At 42.7% G+C, this 17,265-nt stretch carries 14 protein-coding genes and 1 pseudogene; 12 read left to right on the top strand and 3 right to left on the bottom strand.

The window, feature by feature from the left end; genetic code table 11:
- Window positions 1-57 precede the first annotated feature (57 nt).
- Window positions 58-720, top strand: coding sequence for a hypothetical protein (locus G6W42_RS00860; RefSeq protein ID WP_194172577.1), 663 nt, complete (start codon window positions 58-60; stop codon window positions 718-720).
- Window positions 721-912: 192 nt separating this feature from the next.
- Here G6W42_RS00860 and G6W42_RS00855 read toward each other — a convergent pair whose 3' ends face one another.
- Both G6W42_RS00855 and G6W42_RS00850 read right to left on the bottom strand, forming a co-directional pair.
- On the bottom strand, window positions 913-2,070 hold the full coding sequence (locus G6W42_RS00855; protein ID WP_194172576.1) for a double-cubane-cluster-containing anaerobic reductase: 1,158 nt from the start codon (window positions 2,068-2,070) through the stop codon (window positions 913-915).
- Entirely contained in the window at window positions 2,057-2,836 is a 780-nt protein-coding gene (locus G6W42_RS00850) for an acyl-CoA dehydratase activase (protein ID WP_194172575.1), read from the bottom strand. The genes G6W42_RS00855 and G6W42_RS00850 overlap by 14 nt, the downstream gene beginning before the upstream one ends.
- A gap of 151 nt (window positions 2,837-2,987) precedes the next feature.
- Between G6W42_RS00850 and G6W42_RS00845 the strand changes: the two genes are divergently transcribed.
- Genes G6W42_RS00845 through G6W42_RS00820 form a run of 6 tightly spaced genes read left to right on the top strand, consistent with a single transcriptional unit; the run spans window position 2,988 to window position 7,417 of the window.
- Complete coding sequence (locus G6W42_RS00845) at window positions 2,988-4,340, top strand: MATE family efflux transporter (RefSeq protein ID WP_194172574.1); 1,353 nt, start codon at window positions 2,988-2,990, stop codon at window positions 4,338-4,340.
- 44 nt (window positions 4,341-4,384) lie between these two features.
- The gene (locus G6W42_RS00840; protein ID WP_194172573.1) at window positions 4,385-5,053 is read left to right on the top strand and encodes a CsgG/HfaB family protein; all 669 of its coding nucleotides are present in this window, start codon (window positions 4,385-4,387) and stop codon (window positions 5,051-5,053) included.
- Window positions 5,038-5,442 carry a DUF4810 domain-containing protein gene (locus tag G6W42_RS00835; RefSeq protein ID WP_194172572.1) on the top strand — a complete coding sequence of 135 codons (405 nt, stop codon included), beginning with the start codon at window positions 5,038-5,040 and terminating at the stop codon, window positions 5,440-5,442. Before G6W42_RS00840 ends, G6W42_RS00835 begins: the two co-directional genes overlap by 16 nt.
- A complete protein-coding gene (locus tag G6W42_RS00830; protein WP_194172571.1) occupies window positions 5,432-6,109 on the top strand; it encodes a DUF799 domain-containing protein in 678 nt (225 codons plus the stop codon). The genes G6W42_RS00835 and G6W42_RS00830 overlap by 11 nt, the downstream gene beginning before the upstream one ends.
- 5 nt (window positions 6,110-6,114) lie before the next feature.
- Window positions 6,115-7,017, top strand: a complete 903-nt coding sequence (locus G6W42_RS00825; protein WP_194172570.1) for a DMT family transporter — start codon at window positions 6,115-6,117, stop codon at window positions 7,015-7,017.
- Window positions 6,995-7,417: a Sua5 YciO YrdC YwlC family protein gene (locus G6W42_RS00820; RefSeq protein ID WP_148815601.1), complete on the top strand. Its 423-nt coding sequence runs from the start codon at window positions 6,995-6,997 to the stop codon at window positions 7,415-7,417. Before G6W42_RS00825 ends, G6W42_RS00820 begins: the two co-directional genes overlap by 23 nt.
- An 891-nt stretch (window positions 7,418-8,308) precedes the next feature.
- Here the strand turns inward: G6W42_RS00820 and typA are convergent.
- Window positions 8,309-10,111, bottom strand: coding sequence for a translational GTPase TypA (typA, locus tag G6W42_RS00815; RefSeq protein WP_103594439.1), 1,803 nt, complete (start codon window positions 10,109-10,111; stop codon window positions 8,309-8,311).
- Between the two features lie 1,175 nt (window positions 10,112-11,286).
- Here typA and G6W42_RS10780 point away from each other — a divergent pair.
- From G6W42_RS10780 to G6W42_RS00790, 5 genes and pseudogenes are all read left to right on the top strand, one after another.
- Window positions 11,287-11,560 (top strand): annotated as a pseudogene (locus G6W42_RS10780) (flagellar hook-length control protein FliK); the annotation flags it as partial.
- Window positions 11,561-11,681: 121 nt separating this feature from the next.
- Window positions 11,682-12,389 (top strand): flagellar basal body rod modification protein, encoded by a 708-nt coding sequence (locus G6W42_RS00805; protein ID WP_194172568.1) that lies wholly within the window; start codon window positions 11,682-11,684, stop codon window positions 12,387-12,389.
- 5 nt (window positions 12,390-12,394) lie between these two features.
- Complete coding sequence (locus G6W42_RS00800; protein ID WP_194172567.1) at window positions 12,395-13,996, top strand: flagellar hook-basal body complex protein; 1,602 nt, start codon at window positions 12,395-12,397, stop codon at window positions 13,994-13,996.
- Between the two features lie 166 nt (window positions 13,997-14,162).
- Window positions 14,163-14,732, top strand: a complete 570-nt coding sequence (locus tag G6W42_RS00795) for a hypothetical protein (RefSeq protein WP_194172566.1) — start codon at window positions 14,163-14,165, stop codon at window positions 14,730-14,732.
- Window positions 14,733-14,752: 20 nt separating this feature from the next.
- The gene (locus G6W42_RS00790; protein ID WP_103609355.1) at window positions 14,753-17,194 is read left to right on the top strand and encodes a molybdopterin-dependent oxidoreductase; all 2,442 of its coding nucleotides are present in this window, start codon (window positions 14,753-14,755) and stop codon (window positions 17,192-17,194) included.
- The last annotated feature ends 71 nt before the right edge of the window (window positions 17,195-17,265 follow it).

Here is a 17,265-nt window from a genome sequence, read left to right as displayed (position 1 = left end):
ATTTTAAGTACGGGGGGGGTAGAATGCCTTTTTAAACCATAAAGGAGATCCATCAAGATGAAAAAGCAAATTTTAGCTTCAGTCTTAGCCAGCGTGTTGGCCACAAGTAGCGTATATGCTTGGGGCTTTGGAGGAAGTAGTAAAGAGAAACCAAATTATGATTATAGTGGGGAGAAACAGTTTATAGAAACTAACACGAAAAAAATAGACACAGATAGGGCAAAATATTGGTGTTTAGATCAAGGTAATGATCTAGGCTGCCTAGCACTAGAAAAACGAGAGGCTTTGGCCAATAAAGACCTTAAAAAAGTAGTGAATTTTTATGAAAAGACTATTCCAGAATACTGCTACGATAAAAAATTTGCTCCAGCGTGCAATATACCAGCTCTTGATTTGATTAGAGAAAAAATAGTTTATTTTGCAAGAAATAGTGACGATCAAGCTAAAACTGATGCCATAAATTCTGATTACGCAAAAGCCCTTTCTGAGTCAAAAGCAGATGTAAAAATGCTTGAATACGGCTGCAATGAATTAAAAAGTGCTTATATATGTAGAGATCTACGCGACATGTATAAAAACTTAGGCGATAGAGATAAAACAAAAGAATATAACGAAAAAATGAAAAACGGTGATAAAAAATGGAATTCAGTCACTTATGATTATCGTCACATGCGATTTGCTTATGGAAGCCCTTCTGGATGGTGGCTTTTGGACGATTGATTATTTAAATATGCAGGAAGAACTCCTGCATATTTTTTAAAAATATCTATTTTTAAGTTGTAATTTCACTTTAGCTGACTTGTAAATTTCTCCATTTTCAAGTCAGCCACTTTAAATTTAAAGCTAGACTTAGCTCCCCCCTGCTCTTTTAAATTTATCGCTCGCCTCAAAAAGCCAGACGCCAAATTTATCCTAAAGCATCTCTATAAACGCCTCGAGCCTTGTCTTGATCTGTCCAGCGTCGCTTGTAGAAAAGTCCGTCTCAAGCGCCATATAAGGCGTATCCACATCGTTGCACGCCCTTTTTATATTGGCAGTTTCTACATTGTAGGTGTGACAGGCTTGCAGCACAACGTCGATCACGCCGTCCGCCTTATACTCTTTTATCATCTCTTGTAGCGCCTTTTCTCTCTCCTTATTTGGCGACATGATCGAGCAAGGTATCGCCATGTAGCGCTTTGCTATAGCGCTAATTGGATCATCATTTTCATCGATTAGGTTGCTAAAATTTTTAGTCCCAGTGCAGTTTTCGTAAGCTACCACGACGCCGCCTGCCTCTTCTATGGCTGGCACGATCTTATCATAGACCCCGCCACTTGGACAGCCTGTGATGATGATGCGTTTGGCGTCCTTATGCACGGGTGAAATTTTGTCCCTCACGCACTCTTTTAGCTTATTTACGATGATCTCAAGGTCGCTTATCTGCTCAGCTTTATCAAATATAAAGCCATTTCCATATAACAGTGCGTGCAGCTCCTTGCCGTTCATCGGTGGTGGCGTTAGCTTCATGAAATTTTGAATTTCGCCCATCAGCTCGCGCTCTTTGTTAAATAGCCTAATAGAGTTTCTAAGCTCCTCATCGCTCACTTTCACGCCAAATTTAGCCTCCAGACGCTCTTTTAGCTGCCTAACCTCATCTTGCCAAATTTCTAAACTTTTTTGGCTCTTGAAATGTGGCAGGTGCATGACGTGGACGTCTTTAAACTCACCCATTAGCTCATACATCTTCTTCTTGCCATCACACGTCGTCTCACCGATAACGATATCAGAGTTTCGCACAAATGGGCACTTGTTCGCCTTAGCAAAGCCATAGCTTGCTTTGATGAGCGGGCAGAGGTTTTTAGGCAGGTACTTTTCGCCCTCGACCACGGCGTTATCGCCAGTTGCGCAGACACTCACGCTATAGGCATTTGCGGCGTGGATGAGCTCTCTTGGCGTGTAGGTGCAAAATATCGCTGCGATCTTTTGACCGCTATTTTTGACCGCCTCGACATTTTGGGATAAATTTTTCTTAGCGCCGTCATAAGTAGCGAAAATTTCGCTTAGATTCATGTTCTCATTTATTGCCATCTTCTCTCCTTAAATTTCTTATCCCTGCAAGGCTAGCGCCTATCGCACCGCAGTAGATCGCATCTTTGTGCGTGGTGACTTTAGCTTGCAAGCACACTTCTAAATTTTCTCTCACATACTCGCTCTTACTAAAGCCGCCGCTTAAAAAGTAGCTCGTATTTGCCTGTTTTTTGACCAAATTTGAAATTTTATTTATAGCTGAGACGATCACTGCTTTTGCGATATTTTCTCGTGAGATATTTTGAGCGATGAGACTTATGATCTCAGACTCCGCAAAGACCGTGCACATCGAGCTTATGGATATATCTTTGTCGCTATTTTTAGCAAGGCGTGTAAGCTCATCAAACCTAACTCCAAGGCGGTTTGACATCACTTCAAGAAATTTACCAGTGCCGGCTGAACATTTATCATTCATCGTAAAGTCAGCCACTGAGCCATTTTCAAGCTTGATAGCCTTTGTATCTTGTCCGCCCACGTCTATAACTGTGCAGTCGCTTTTACAAAAGTAGTGCGCACCAAGCGCGTGACAGGTGATCTCTGTAAGCGTTTTGTCAGCGTATGGCACCGAAACTCTGCCATAGCCTGTCGCAGTAAAATATAGCTCGCCAAGACCTAAAGCTAAAACTCGCTCTTTTATAAGCATGGCTGTATCTGCGCTGCTCCAGCCAGTTGGGAGTAAAAATAGCTCCTTTATCTCGCCGCTACTTGCCTCTATGACGGCAACTTTTGCAGAAGTTGAGCCTATATCAATACCGATTGAGTGCATTTTGTATCCAAAAAAGGTCTTTCTAAAACTTAGAACTGGCGTGATTTTACTCACTTTAAGACAAATTTGTCAATAAATAAGACCCAGAATTTATAGCCTTTTCACCTTTTAAAATTTATAATTTACCCACACTTTACAAAGGGGATAAAATTTGAAAAATTTGACAAACGAGCAGAGATTTTTCTCAAATGCCGACCTCGCAAGGCTCTTTTTCCCTATCGCCGTAGAGCAGTTTTTAGAGTATAGCCTAGGCCTTGCAAACTCACTAATGGCAGCAAGCGTTAGCGAAAGTGCGGTGAGTGCGGTGAGCCTTGTGGAGTTTGTCATGGCGCTATTTATTAGCATATTTACTGCCATAGCCACTGGTGGCTCGGTGGTCGCTAGCCATTATCTAGGCAGCAAACAAAGTGGTAACGCTAGAAATACCGCCGATCAGCTAGTTTGGTTTAGCCTAATTTTTGCCATCTTTATAGCCCTTGCCATCATCATTTTAAAAGATCTCATCTTAGACAAAGTCTTTGGCGATATCGGCGAGCAAGTAAGGCATGATGCTAGCCACTACCTCGTTTTCTCCGCCATTTCAGCGCCATTTTTAGCCCTCTATGCAGCAGCTGCGGCGATCTTTCGCACGATGTCAAACGCAAAGCTACCTATGTATATCATGGCGGCTGCAAATTTATTAAACGTGCTACTAACTGCCATTAGCATCTACACATTTCACACAGGGGTGCTTGGCATCGCCATTAGCACGCTCATAGCAAGAGCGATCGCTTGCTTTGTCATAGTCTATCTGCTACTTGATATAAAGCTAAAACTTCACATAAGAAAGAGCTTTATCTATAAATTTGACTACGAGATCATCAAGAAAATTTTAAATATCGGCGTGCCTTATGGCTTTGAAAATTCGATGTTTTACGTGGGTCGCATCATCGTTTTGAGCCTTGTTTCGCTCTTTGGCACGGCAAGCATCGCTGCAAATGCCGTGGGCGGGACTATCGTGATGTTTCAGGTGCTCCCCGGCATGGCGATAGGCACAGGCCTAAGCGTCGTCGTAGCTAGATGCATCGGCGCAAATGACTTCAATCAGGCTAAATTTTACGTAAGAAAATCAATGCTAAGCATCTACATCGTGCAGCTTTTTAGCACGGCTGCCGTGTTACTGCTTCTTGAGCCGCTACTTCGCGTTTATAATCTCTCTAGCGAGGCCATAAATTTAACAAGGCAGATCGTCTGGTATCACGGCATCGCGATGTGCCTCATCTGGCCACTTGCCTACACCTATCCGACCGTTTTTCGTGCTGCTGGGGACGCAAAATACCCGATGATAGTAAATTTAGCCTGCATGTTTGCCTGCAGGATCGTGCTAGCTTATATCTTTGCGCTTACGTTTGATCTTGGCATGATAGGCACTTGGTTTGCGATGTTTGCCGACTGGGCGGTAAAGGCGGTGCTCTTTGTGCGCAGATACGCAAATGGCACGTGGATGAAATTCCGAGCCATTTAAAAAAAAGTAGTAATATACACACGATTTTGTCACAAAGGATAAAGATGAAAAATGTTTTAAAATTTAGTGCAGCTCTAGTGATCGCAGCGCTTTTTGCTGGATGTGCAAGCGAGAGCTCAAGAGTGGTTGAAACTCCAAAAGTAGCAAGCTACGGCTCAGTCTATAACGGCAAAAAGGTCTCAGTTTCTATTGGCCGCTTTAATAATCAATCAAACTACGGTAATGGTGTTTTTAGTGACGGCGAGGATAGACTTGGCAACCAAGCTCAAAGCATCCTAATCACAAATTTACAGCAAAGCGGTAGATTTTTGGTGCTTGAGAGATCAAATATGTCAGTCCTCAAACAAGAGAGCGAGCTAAGCAAAGAGGCTCAAAATTTAAAAGGCTCAAGATACGTCATAACTGGCGATGTGACCGAATTTGGACGTAAGACAACAGGCGATCACCAGCTATTTGGCATACTTGGCAAAGGCAAAAAGCAAACTGCCTACTCAAAGGTAAATTTAAACGTTGTCGATACCAAAACGGCTGAGGTCGTCTATTCGGTTAGTGGCGCTGGCGAATATACCCTTTCAAACAGAGAGATCATCGGCTTTGGCGGCACCGCAGGATACGACTCTACGCTAAATGGCAAGGTGCTAAGCCTAGCGATAGTTGAAGCGGTAAATAACCTAGTAAATGGCATAGAAAGCGGAGCATGGCAAGTAAAATAAAGCTTGCCTGCCTTGGCGCTCTTGCGCTCGTGCTAGTAGGGTGCAGCAACACAAGTGGCCCAAGGTCGCTTTATTACTGGGACGGCACATATAGCAGCTCGCTATATAGCTATCTAAACGAAGATGGCGACGCAACCGAGCAAATTTCACGCTTAGAAAATTTAGTGCAAAACTCAACCCAAAGAGGCTACAAGGTTGCGCCAGGGCTTTATGCGCACCTTGGACTTTTATACTTAAATAACGGAAATTTAGGCGCTGCAAATGCAAATTTTGACAAAGAGGTGCAAAATTTCCCAGAGTCAAAAGAATTTATAAATTTCATCAAAGGCTCTAAAAATTTAACCCCAAAAAAGCAGAGCAAAAAAGAGGGAGCAAAAGATGAAAAATAGCCTGAAATTTATAGCTGTGACGCTTCTTGTGATATTTTTTGCGGGTTGTTCTTTCAAAGAGCCTGAGCCATACGACTACTCAGCCTTTTTGCAAAAAAAACCACGCTCCATCCTAGTGCTCATGCCAACAAACGATAGCACCGAAGTAAGCGGCTCAGCAGCGGTTTTGGCTAACTCAGTAGCCCCACTTAGCGAGGCTGGATACTATGTATTTCCAGTGGCTCTTGTAAATGATACATTTAAACAAAATGGCATAACCGAGCCAAGCGAGATCGCAGCCGTGCCTCTAAATAAGCTTGATAAAATTTTTCATGCCGATAGCGTGCTTTACATCAACATAAAAGAGTATGGTACAAGCTATGCCGTTATTTCAAGCTCGACAAAGGTTGTCCTTGAAGCAAAGTTAATCGATATAAAAAGCGGTGCTAAACTCTGGGAAGGAACCGCAACGGCCATAGAAGATAGCAGCAGTGGTCAAAGTAGCCTGCTTGGCATGCTAGTCTCAGCCGTCATATCTCAGGTGGCAAACACCATCTCAGATAGATCATATGACCTAGCGGCAATGGCCGATGCCTATCTCTTTTCTAGAAACTGCCACAACTGCATACTTTATGGGCCGTACTCGCCGTATTATGGCAAAGACGCCCAGCTACATAAAGATAGATAAATTTAATGTCCAGCCATCAACTTGGAGTGCTTCTTACGCTAGTTGGTGGCGTTCTTTGGGGATTTAGCGGAGTTTGCGGGCAGTATCTCTTCTTGCAGGGCACTAGCGCTGATTTTCTAGTGCCTTATAGGCTCTTGCTAGCTGGAGCTTTTATCGTGCTCTACTACGCTTTTAAGGCTAAAAAAGCCGTTTTTGCGCCAGTTACTGACGTTAAACTGATGGCTGAGCTTCTCACGTATGCCCTACTTGGACTTATGATGACGCAGTATGCCTACTTTTACTCGATCGAGCTCTCAAACGCCGCAGTTGCGACAGTTATCCAATACACCGCGCCAGTCCTCATCCTAGCCGTCATCTGCCTAAAAGAGAGGCGAGCGCCAAGACCGCTTGAAATTTTGGCACTACTATGCGCGATGCTTGGCGTCTTTTTTCTTGCTACGCACGCGCAAATTTCAGCCCTTGTTATCTCGCCAGAAGCGCTATTTTGGTGCTTGGTAAGTGCCGTTTGCGTCTGCGTTTATAACCTCGCCCCCGCAAGGCTAAATGCCAAATACTCAGTCGCGCTCACGCTTGGCTGGGGCATGGTGATAGGTGGCGTGGTGCTTTGCCTTTATATGAGAGTGTGGGAGTTTGCGGGGCTTAGTGGCACGGCGCAGTGGCTAGCATTTCTCGCCGTCATCACGCTTGGCACGATATTTGCATTTAGCTTTTATATGACTGGAGTTAAGCTCATAGGCGCCTCAAAGGCCAGCATGATAGCCTGCATAGAGCCACTAAGCGCGGCCTTTTTTGGCTACTTTTGGCTTGGGACGAAATTTGTCTTTTGGGACTTTTTAGGCTTTGCCCTCATCATATCATGCATATTTTTACTTTCAAAGAAGAGAGATGATATATCTAGCGCAAACTGACACGACAGCTGGCTTTTTAAGCAAGGACTACAAGGAGATAAACCACGCTAAAATGCGAAGTGAAGGCAAACCCTGCCTCATCACGACGGCTAAATTTAGCGTTTTAAACGGGCTTGCAAGAGTGCCAAAAAAGTATAAAAATTTCATCCGTCGCTCGAGAAAGACGACATTTTTATATCCAAATTTAAAGGCGATCAGGGTCGTAAAAGAGTGCGAACATGAGAAATTCTTAAGCAAATTTGACTGGCTTTACTCAAGTAGCGCAAACAAAAATGGTATGAAATTTGACGAAGCTTGGGCTAGAAGCGTGGCTGATGAAATTATTGATGAACGATTTTTTGAAGATAGGCCGTCAAAAATTTATAAAATTTCAAAAAGCAAACTAAAAAAGCTCCGCTAGTTAAATTTACGCCCTGCATTTTTTATAAATTTAGGTAGCTTTGTTGTGGTTTGAGGTGATAAATTTGCTAAATTTCACAGCTTGCAAGAGCGATTTTAAAAGCTAGTTTTTAGACAAGGTCTAAATTTAATCTACTAATTAGATAAATTTACAAATCTCCAAACTAAATTTAGCCCTTCACTTGCTATAAACCTCGCTCCAGACTATCTTTTTTTAAAATTTAAGGTCACCAACTTTAGCTAAGCACTGACTGATATAAATTTGCGCCAATATCTAAAGTTGCCCACTAAGACCAAATTTAAGTCATTCAGACTCTTCCAACTCACATAAATTTACAAATTTAGAGCAAGAAAGGACTAAATTTCATTAAATTTAGCTCATTTGTGCGGATAAAGTAGCTATTCATCGCAACACTACTACAACCACGCAAGTAAAATCAGTCAAGCCACAAATTTAAAATTTTAGCCACTATCAAAATTTGGATGCAGAGATAATCAAATAAGTAAATTTAACAGCCCTCAAAACCAAAATTTAGCCCTTTTGCAAATTCAAATAAGCAAATTCAGTCACCACAGCTAATTGCTTTTTCACGTGCAAAAATAGTCTTTGTAAAACACAAACTACTCTATAAATTTCTCGTGACGGCATCAGATCAGACAATTTTACTAATCAAGCACAAATTTACAAATTTGAAGCGCCAGAACCAAAAAAACCAAAAATAGCCTTTATAAATTTAGGGCACCAAAACCCAAATTTGACTAAATTTAGCCAGCGTTACTTGACATAAATAGATAAATTTACAAACTAGATTATTAAATTTGGTTTTTGGATTAAATTTCACTTGCTAGCCCCTTTGGCTGGCACCAAAGGGATTTTGCTAGCAAATTTGGATTATAGTTTTGCTTTTCTTTTGCGCTCTGTTGGGTCTAGATAGCGCTTACGAACACGGATATTTATAGGCGTAACCTCGACTAGCTCGTCATCTTCTATCCACTCTAGTGCGCGCTCTAAGCTTAGCTTTCTAGGCGGTACTAGTTTGATCGCATCGTCACTACCGCTAGCACGCACGTTTGTTAAGTTTTTGCCTTTTATTGGATTTACATCAAGGTCGTTTGGACGGCTGTGCTCGCCGATGATCATACCCACATAGACTTTTGCCTGCGGATCAAGAAAGAGCACACCACGATCTTGCAAGTTAAATAGCGAATAAGCAAGCGTTACGCCGTTTTCCATAGAAACTAAAGCGCCGTTTGTTCTGTGCTCGACGGTGCCACTAAGTGGTCTAAACTCCAAAAAGCTGTGGTTCATAACGCCCTCGCCCTTTGTATCAGTCAAAAACTGGCTTCTAAAGCCGATAAGTCCGCGCGCTGGGATCTCAAATTCTATCCTTGTTTGTCCGTCGCCTGTTGGGTTCATAGAGACCATTTCAGCTTTTCTTTTGCCAAGTTTTTCGATGACTGTGCCTGTCGTATCATCAGGCGCGTCGATCACTAAAAGCTCGTATGGCTCGCATTTTACGCCGTTTATCTCTTTTACGATGACCTCAGGTCTGCCAAGTAAAAACTCATATCCCTCACGGCGCATATTTTCAGCCAAAATGGTGATCTGAAGCTCACCACGACCGCTTACTTTAAATTTGCCCTCGCCGATGTTTTCATACTTCATCGCGATATTTGTCTTCATCTCGCCAGATAGTCTCTCGTCGATCTTATTTGACGTGACGTGCTTGCCCTCAGTGCCTGCTAAAGGGCCGTCATTTACAGAAAATACAACACTAAGTGTCGGCTCTTCGATGTGAAGAGGATCAAGCGGATGTGGGTTATTTGGGTCAACGACGCTATCGCCAACGTCAAGCGCGTCAAAGCCAGCGATCGCTACGATGTCGCCAGTGCCAGCTTCGTTTATATCGATCCTGTCAAGTCCCATAAAGCCTATGAGTTTTGAAATTCTACCAGTTGTCTTTGTGCCATCAGCCTTTGCAAGCATAACGTTTTGGTTTTTAGCTATCTTACCGTTAAAAATCCTCGCGATGCCGATCTTGCCGACGTAGTTGTCATAATCAAGCGTGAAAACTTGAAGTTGCAAAGGATTTTCGTCACTGCCGCTTGGAGCTGGTACGTGAGCTAAGATAGTCTCAAAAAGTGGCTGCATATCTTTGTTTTCATCGCTTAGTTTTAGCTTTGCGTAGCCATTTTTAGCAGCTGCATAAACCACTGGAAATTCTAGTTGCTCGTCATTTGCGTCAAGTGCGACAAAAAGGTCAAAAATTTCATTTATAACGCGGTCTGGATCGCCGGCTGGTTTATCTATCTTATTTACGACGACGATTGGGCGAAGTCCAAGAGATAGCGCCTTTTTGACGACGAATTTAGTTTGTGGCATAACACCTTCCTGCGCATCAACAAGTAGTAAAACGCCATCAACCATCTTAAGAACACGCTCTACCTCGCCACCAAAGTCGGCGTGGCCTGGAGTGTCTATAATGTTGATCTTTGTATCTTTGTAGCGAATGGCGGTGTTTTTAGAAAGGATCGTGATACCACGCTCTCTTTCGATGTCGTTGCTATCCATTACACGCTCGCCAAGGTTTTGATGCTCGTTAAATGTTCCTGACTGCTTCAAAAGCTCATCAACCATTGTTGTTTTACCGTGGTCGACGTGCGCGATAACGGCTATATTTCGTATCTTTTCCAAATGTTTCTCCGTTTATTAGTTTGATATTTTTCGCTTTATCAGTTTTAAAATAGGGGCAGATTATAGCCAAATTTTTATAAATTTTAAGCTGATATCAAGAAATTAATTTTTGGAATAGATTTTGCATGTAAGCGTTAAGTTTTTAAATTTAAAGGGATTAAATGCAAGCTTACACAGCGAAAAACAACGTAGATTTGTTAGCTCCTGCGGCTACTAAAAAGCCTGCGGCTGCGAAGAAGTCTCAAAACAACGGCGAGTTTTTGTCGATGGTTTTAGATGCAGCTGCGAGTAAGGCAAATAGCGGTCAAAAGATCACCGAAAAGGATGTCAAAGAGATAGTAAAAACTGTTGATATCCAAAAAGAGACGATAGAGAAAGCGCAAAACGAAAGCGTGGCAAAAATTTCAGCCGCACTTGAAGAAAATTTGGACGAAGATACAAAAAATGAGCTTTATGAAAATGCAAATTTCATGCAGCTTTTGCAAGTTTTAGAAATTCTAAATGGCAACGAAAAAGTAAGTAAATTCCCAAATTTCAGCGACAAAATAGCAAATTTCTTAAGTGTGCCACAAAACGTTGAAGAGCTTAGCAACGTTAAAAGTGTTAGCGATCTTATCGACCTTGCTAAGAAATTTGACCTTGGCCTTGAAAATATAGAAATTTCAAACGAAGATGTGCCAAAACTAAACGATATGTTTAAAAATTTAGGCAAGCAGGAATTTTTCACGCCGATAAAGACCGAAGAGAAGCCTTTTTACCTAAAAGAGCTAAAAAACGAGGTCGAGCAAACTATCATCAAAAACGAGCCAAAAGAGGTCGTAAAGCTTGATACTTTGCTAAAAGAGGTCGTGGCAAATCCAACAAATGAAGTTAAAAATTTAGTCAAAGAAGAGCCTAAAAAACTAGATGATAATGAAGTAAAGCTTGATGATGAGATAACGGATGTTGAGCCAGAGGAGCAGCCAAAAGAGCCAAAAGTAAAGGTAAATTTACACGAGCAAAAGGCGCAAAAAGCCCCAACTCTTGAGTCGCTACTCTTTCCAGAAAGAGAGCAGATGAGCGAGGCTGAGCCAAGCGAGGAGACCTTTAGCAGCGATAATAAATCAGAGCTAAATCAAATGGTAAAAGACATCGCAAATAGCGCTAAACACCAGCTTCAAACAAAAGCCGAGATAAAAGAGACGCTTAGTAACTTCTCTTCTACGCTAAAAGAGCAGGTGCAAAACTACAAAGCGCCGATCACTCGCTTTAACATCACGCTTAACCCGCTAAATTTAGGCGAGGTCGAGATCACGATGGTTAATCGCGGCAATAATTTGCATGTAAATTTTAACTCTACAACGGCTACGATGAACCTCTTTTTACAAAACCAAGCTGAGTTTAAAAACAGCCTTGTAAATATGGGATTTACCGAGCTTGAGATGAATTTCTCAGACCAAAACCAAAGACAAGAAAAAAGAGAACAAGCAAAAAACAAATATAGCTCAAATCAAAGCGACGAGAGCGAAAACGCCCAAGCGGAACAAAGCTTGCTTGAGCTAGTAATACCAAGATATATTTAGGAGAGATTATGGCTTCAGTTTCAGATATAACTACACAAACAACGCAACAAAAAAATGCCGAGAAAAAGGCAAAAGCAAGACAAGACGCTGCAGCTAGCACAGGGACTAATCCAAATGGACAGCTAGATAAAGATGCATTTATGAAGCTACTTTTAACCGAGCTTCAGCACCAAGACCCAACAAGCCCTATGGATACTGAAAAGATGCTAACGCAAACTAGCCAGCTAGCATCAGTCGAGATGCAAGAAAATACAAACAAAGCGATGAAAGAGCTAGTAAATCAGCTAAAATCAAACGCAAATGCCTACGCTATCTCAGCCCTTGGCAAGATGGTTTCAACTGGCTCAAATACAGTCACACTAACAGATGAGAAAAAAGATGCAAAATTTGCGCTTTACTTTAAGACAGATCCTGCAATTGGCAGAATTGAGATCAAAAACGCAAATGGTCAAGTCGTAAGGACAACCGATCTAAGCGAGACAAATGCAGGCGTTCATAACCTAGCTTGGGACGGCAAAGACGCGTCTGGCAACCAAGTGCCAAATGGCTCATACACCATTTCAGCGACTTACACTGGCAAAGATGGCAAAGAGTATAAAACGCAAGTAGGCAACTACCCAGTCGAGGCGGTGAAATTTGTAGATGGCAAGGCTATGATGAAGGTAGCTGGCGAATACGTTTCAATGGATAAAGTATCTGAATATTACGAGGGCTAAAAGCCATGATGAGAGGTTTTTACAACGGGGTTAGCGGCATCAAGACGCAAAGCTTTGGCATGGATGTTTGGTCAAACAACATCTCAAACATAAACAATGTCGGTTTCAAAGCTTCAATCCCTGAGTTTAAAAATTTAATAAACCAAAACCTAGTCTCAGCAGGAAGTGGCCCAACTAGCGATCAAGTTGGGCTTGGAGCTACTAAACAAACGACTGCACTTGACATGTCAAATGGCAGCTTTCAAAGCACTGATAACAACTTTGACCTTGCCATAGGCGGAGATGGCTTCTTTGGCGTTGTCGATAAAACAGGCAAAAACTACTACACAAGAACAGGCACTTTTGACATAGATGCGGCTGGAAATTTAGTAGATACTAGGGGAAATTTACTCCTTGGCACGCTTGCAAATTTCACTCCAACCACGCCAAGTGCAACCGCTCTTAAAAAATATGGTCAAACCTCAAGCGCCCCACAAGCTTACACGGTCTCGCAAGAGGAGCTAAGTCTGGGCGATCCTGGCTCACAAAAGGGCATAACACTGCCTCATTTTTTATTTATGCCAGCTGAGGCTACTACAAACATCAGCCTAAAAGGCAACCTAAACTCAACCCGCATAACAGATAAAAAAACGACAGCGCTTGATGCTAGCCAATACACCTACACGCTTGATAATACAAACAAGACGATCTCACTAAACGGACAGATCCCGCTAAGCACCACATCTCTTGGCGCAAAAGCTGGCGACAGCGTGGTCGTAAAAGTAAAAGATGGCGATGGTAAATTTAGCGAGTTTTCAACCACGCTTGAGGGTGACGGCACTTGGCAGATAAACGACAAGAGCCTTAAATTTATGGATTTTACAAATTTAGAGGTGAATGCTGAAGTCACCTCACTCGTTGAAGTGCCAAACAAAGAGAAACTAACCTCTGATATCTACAACGCAGATGGCACAAAGAGCTTGGTCACTATAAATTTAACCAAGCAGATCCCTCAAACTGGCGACCAGACTATCTGGGACGCGGTGGCAACTATAACTGATGCTAGCGGAGCCGTGCAAAATACGGCGATGGGCTCGCTTACATTTAATGGTAGTGGCAGGCTTGTCGCAAATACACTAACGAGCGTTGGCGGCGTAAATTTAAACTTCGAGGGCGACGGCGATGCGGACGTTTATAATGGCATGACAAGCTCAGCAAACGCCAGAAAAGACTTTAACATAAAAAGAGATGGCTACGCTGAGGGGCTTTTATCAAAATATAGCGTCGATGATCGTGGCAATATCATGGCAAATTTTGACAACTCACGCGCATTTGCGGTGGCTAAAGTGGCACTTTTTCACTTTGTAAACGAGCAAGGCGTGGCAAAAGTAGGCGACAACCTTTATGAAGCCACAGCCAACTCTGGCGAGCCATTTTTTTACAAAAACAAAGCTGGCGAGACCATTTATGGAGCGCAAATTTTAGCAAATAAGCTTGAGATGAGTAACGTCGATCTTGGTCAAGCACTAAGCGAGGTAATCGTCACGCAAAAGGCCTACGAAGCGAGCGCAAAAAGCATCACGACAAGTGATGAAATGATACAAACTGCTATCCAGATGAAGAAATAATCCTTAAAGTAAATTTGGGCGAGCAATCGCCCTATTTTTATAACTTTAAATTTACTTTAGCCCTTTCAAATCCCCTAAAATACTCACTTTTCTCTAAATATAGCAATATAATTTTAAGCGTGCTGGTTATAAAATTCATTTAATTTCTTTTTTTAAGGATTGTCAAATGAAAATACTATTTTTAGCCCCAGTGCTAGCATGTAGTCTTGCCTTTGGTGCTGATGTGATCGCAAAAGACGCAAACATAACACTTGATGGCAAGATGATCGGTAAGATCGAGGTTTTAACGCCAGTTGAAGTCTTAGAAAAAGGCGATAAAACGAGCAAGATCAAGGTTAGTGGTGTAGTGTCGGCAAACTACTTGGCTCAGCTTCAAAGAAGCGTAGAAGATCCTGAAGTCTTTGTAGCTTTTGATAACGAGAGCGAGACAAATTTCAAAAAAGTAAAAGATCTTGAAGATGACTACGGAGAGGTTTGGTACCAAGCTGATGGCGTTTATGAAGTGCCAAATGACGCGCTTGGTGGCAACCAAAAAGAGCTTTACGCAAAGGCAAAGAAAATTTACGAAGAGACCTGCTCAGCATGTCACAGATTGCACGAACCAAACAGCTTCACAGCCGCTCAGTGGCCAGCAAATTTATCTGGTATGGTCGATGCGAAATTTGTCGCACTTGATGAAACTGACCTAAATTTAGTGCTTAAATACCTACAACACAATGCCAAAAAAGTAAAATAAATTTTCATAAGGGAGAAAATATGAAAAGGCGAGATTTTATAAAATTTTCTGCACTTGCTGCCACAGCGGCGCAGGCAAACAAGATAGAGGGCGTGACAAAGACCATCTTTGATCAAAGCAAGACCTTTGGCGCAAATAGATTTGGTCTATTTTGGGCAAATACCAACTCAAACCAAATCGTCTCCGTCGATCCATTTGAGGGCGATAAATTTCCAAATACCATGAACAACAGCTTGCCAGACCTCATCCAAAACGAGAGCCGCGTGCTCTATCCATACGTGAGAAAGAGCTATCTAAAAGCAAAAGGCGCAGCAAAGAGCGAGCTTCGTGGCAAAGAGGAATTTGTGCGCGTTAGCTGGGATACTGCCCTTGATCTAGCAGCAAAAGCCTTAAAAGAAAATTTTGATAAGTATGGCCCTGAGAGCATCTACGGCGAGTGCTACTGGTGGGGCGGTAGCGGCAAGATCAGCTGGGGTAGGACTGTTGGTCACAGGATGCTAAAAGTGCTTGGCGGATATGTAGAAGAGAGCGGCGACTACTCAACGGGTGCTGGCCTTGTTATCATGCTTCACGTCCTAGGCAACAGCGCCGTTTATGATGCTCCGACAAAGTGGGAGGCTATCGCTAAAAACGCTAAAAATGTTGTATTTTGGGGCACTGACCCACTTGTAACTGATCAAATTTCATGGCAGCCACCAACACATGATGGCTATCTTGGCATCAAAAAGATAAAAGAGGCAGGCATAAAAACTTATAGCGTTTGCGTCTTTAAAAACGACACCACAAGATACCTTGACTCTGAAGCTATCATCGTTCGTCCAAATACCGACGTAGCAATGATGCTTGGCATGTGCCACTATCTATATGAAAACAAGCTTTATGACGAGGAATTTATCAAAAAATACACAGTTGGCTTTAATAAATTTAAAGACTACCTACTTGGCACAACCGACAAAGTGGTCAAAGATATCAACTGGGCGAGCAAAATTTGTGGCGTAAAAGCCGAGGATATCGCTAAATTTGCAACAGCGCTTGCAAAAGAGCCAAGTGTCATCATCGCAGGCAGATCACTTCAAAGACAAGATCACGGCGAGATGAGCTTTTGGGGTATCGTAACACTTAGCGCGATGCTAGGTCAGATCGGCAAAGAGGGTCTTGGCTTTGAGTTTAACCTCTACTACTCAAATGGCGCTACAGACAAGATCGCTCCGTCACTAAAAGGCATCAGCACTAGCATAAGCGAGAAATACGACAACGTAGATGGCGCTCCTTGGAAGAAATTTAAAAACGTCACCATCCCATCTTCAAGATCGATCGAGGCTTTGCAAAACCCTGGCAAAGAGATAGACTATGACGGCTCAAAGATCAAGCTACCACACATGAGAGTAGCTTATATGGCGTCTGGTTCGATGTTTACAAGACATCAGGACGTAAATAACGCTGTAAAAGCGTGGCGCAAATTTGACACTGTAATAACTGCTGAGCCATTTTGGACAAGCACAGCAAAACTAAGCGACATCGTCTTGCCAGTGGCGCTTGAGGTCGAGAGAAATGACATCAACCAAAGCGTGCCTACAAACGAGTATATCGTAGCTTACAAGCCTGTCGTAGAGCCTATGGGCGAGAGTAGAAGTGATTATTGGATCTGCTCACAAATTTGCAAACGCTGGGGCAGAGAAGAGGTCTTTACCGAGGGCAAAGATGAGCTTGGCTGGGCGAAAGAATTTTACGCAGATGCAGCTGAGCAAGCCAAGGGCATAAATGTCAAGATGCCAAGCTTTGATGAATTTTGGAAAGAGGGATATGTTAGATTTGAGCAAGATGACGAAGCGAGCAGATACTACACAAGGCTTAGCGCTTTTAGAGAAAATCCTCACAAAAACCGCCTAGGTACGCCATCTGGCAAGATAGAGCTATACTCTCCAACTATCGCTAAATTTGGCTACAAAGACTTTGCTCCTCACGTTGCTTGGATCGAGCCGTTTGAGTGGCTTGGCAGCGAAAAGGCTAAAAAGTATCCATTTAGCGTCACAACCCCACACTCAAGATATCGCCTACACTCACAACTAAATAACTCAATAATCAGAAACTACGCTGAAGTATGCGCGCGCGAGCCAATGCTAATAAACGTAAATGACGCCAAAGCAAAAGGCATAGCAACTGGCGACGTGGTGAGAGTATTTAACGACAGGGGCGAAATTTTAGTCGGTGCGCTTGTCACTGACATCATCCCAGAGCATGTCATCGCTATCTGCGAGGGTGCGTGGTACGACCCTGAAGTGCTAGGTGAGAAGAGCCTTTGCAAGCACGGCTGCGTCAATGTCCTAACTCGCGACAAAGGCACATCTAGCATCGCTCAAAGCAACTGCGGACACACGATCCTTGCAAATTTAGAAAAATATAAAGGCGAGATCAAGCCGATCACTGCATTTTCTAAACCAAAAATTTTGCAATCGCTGTAAATTTCTAATTTAGCCCTCGTTTGGGGGCTAAATTTGATCATTTACTGTTTTTAATCAAAATCATCTTGTGG

This window comes from Campylobacter concisus (genome assembly GCF_015230015.1).
GTDB classification, from domain to species: domain Bacteria; phylum Campylobacterota; class Campylobacteria; order Campylobacterales; family Campylobacteraceae; genus Campylobacter_A; species Campylobacter_A concisus_AF.
Note: the sequence above shows the minus strand (reverse complement) of the source record. Positions and strands in the feature narration are given on the sequence as shown.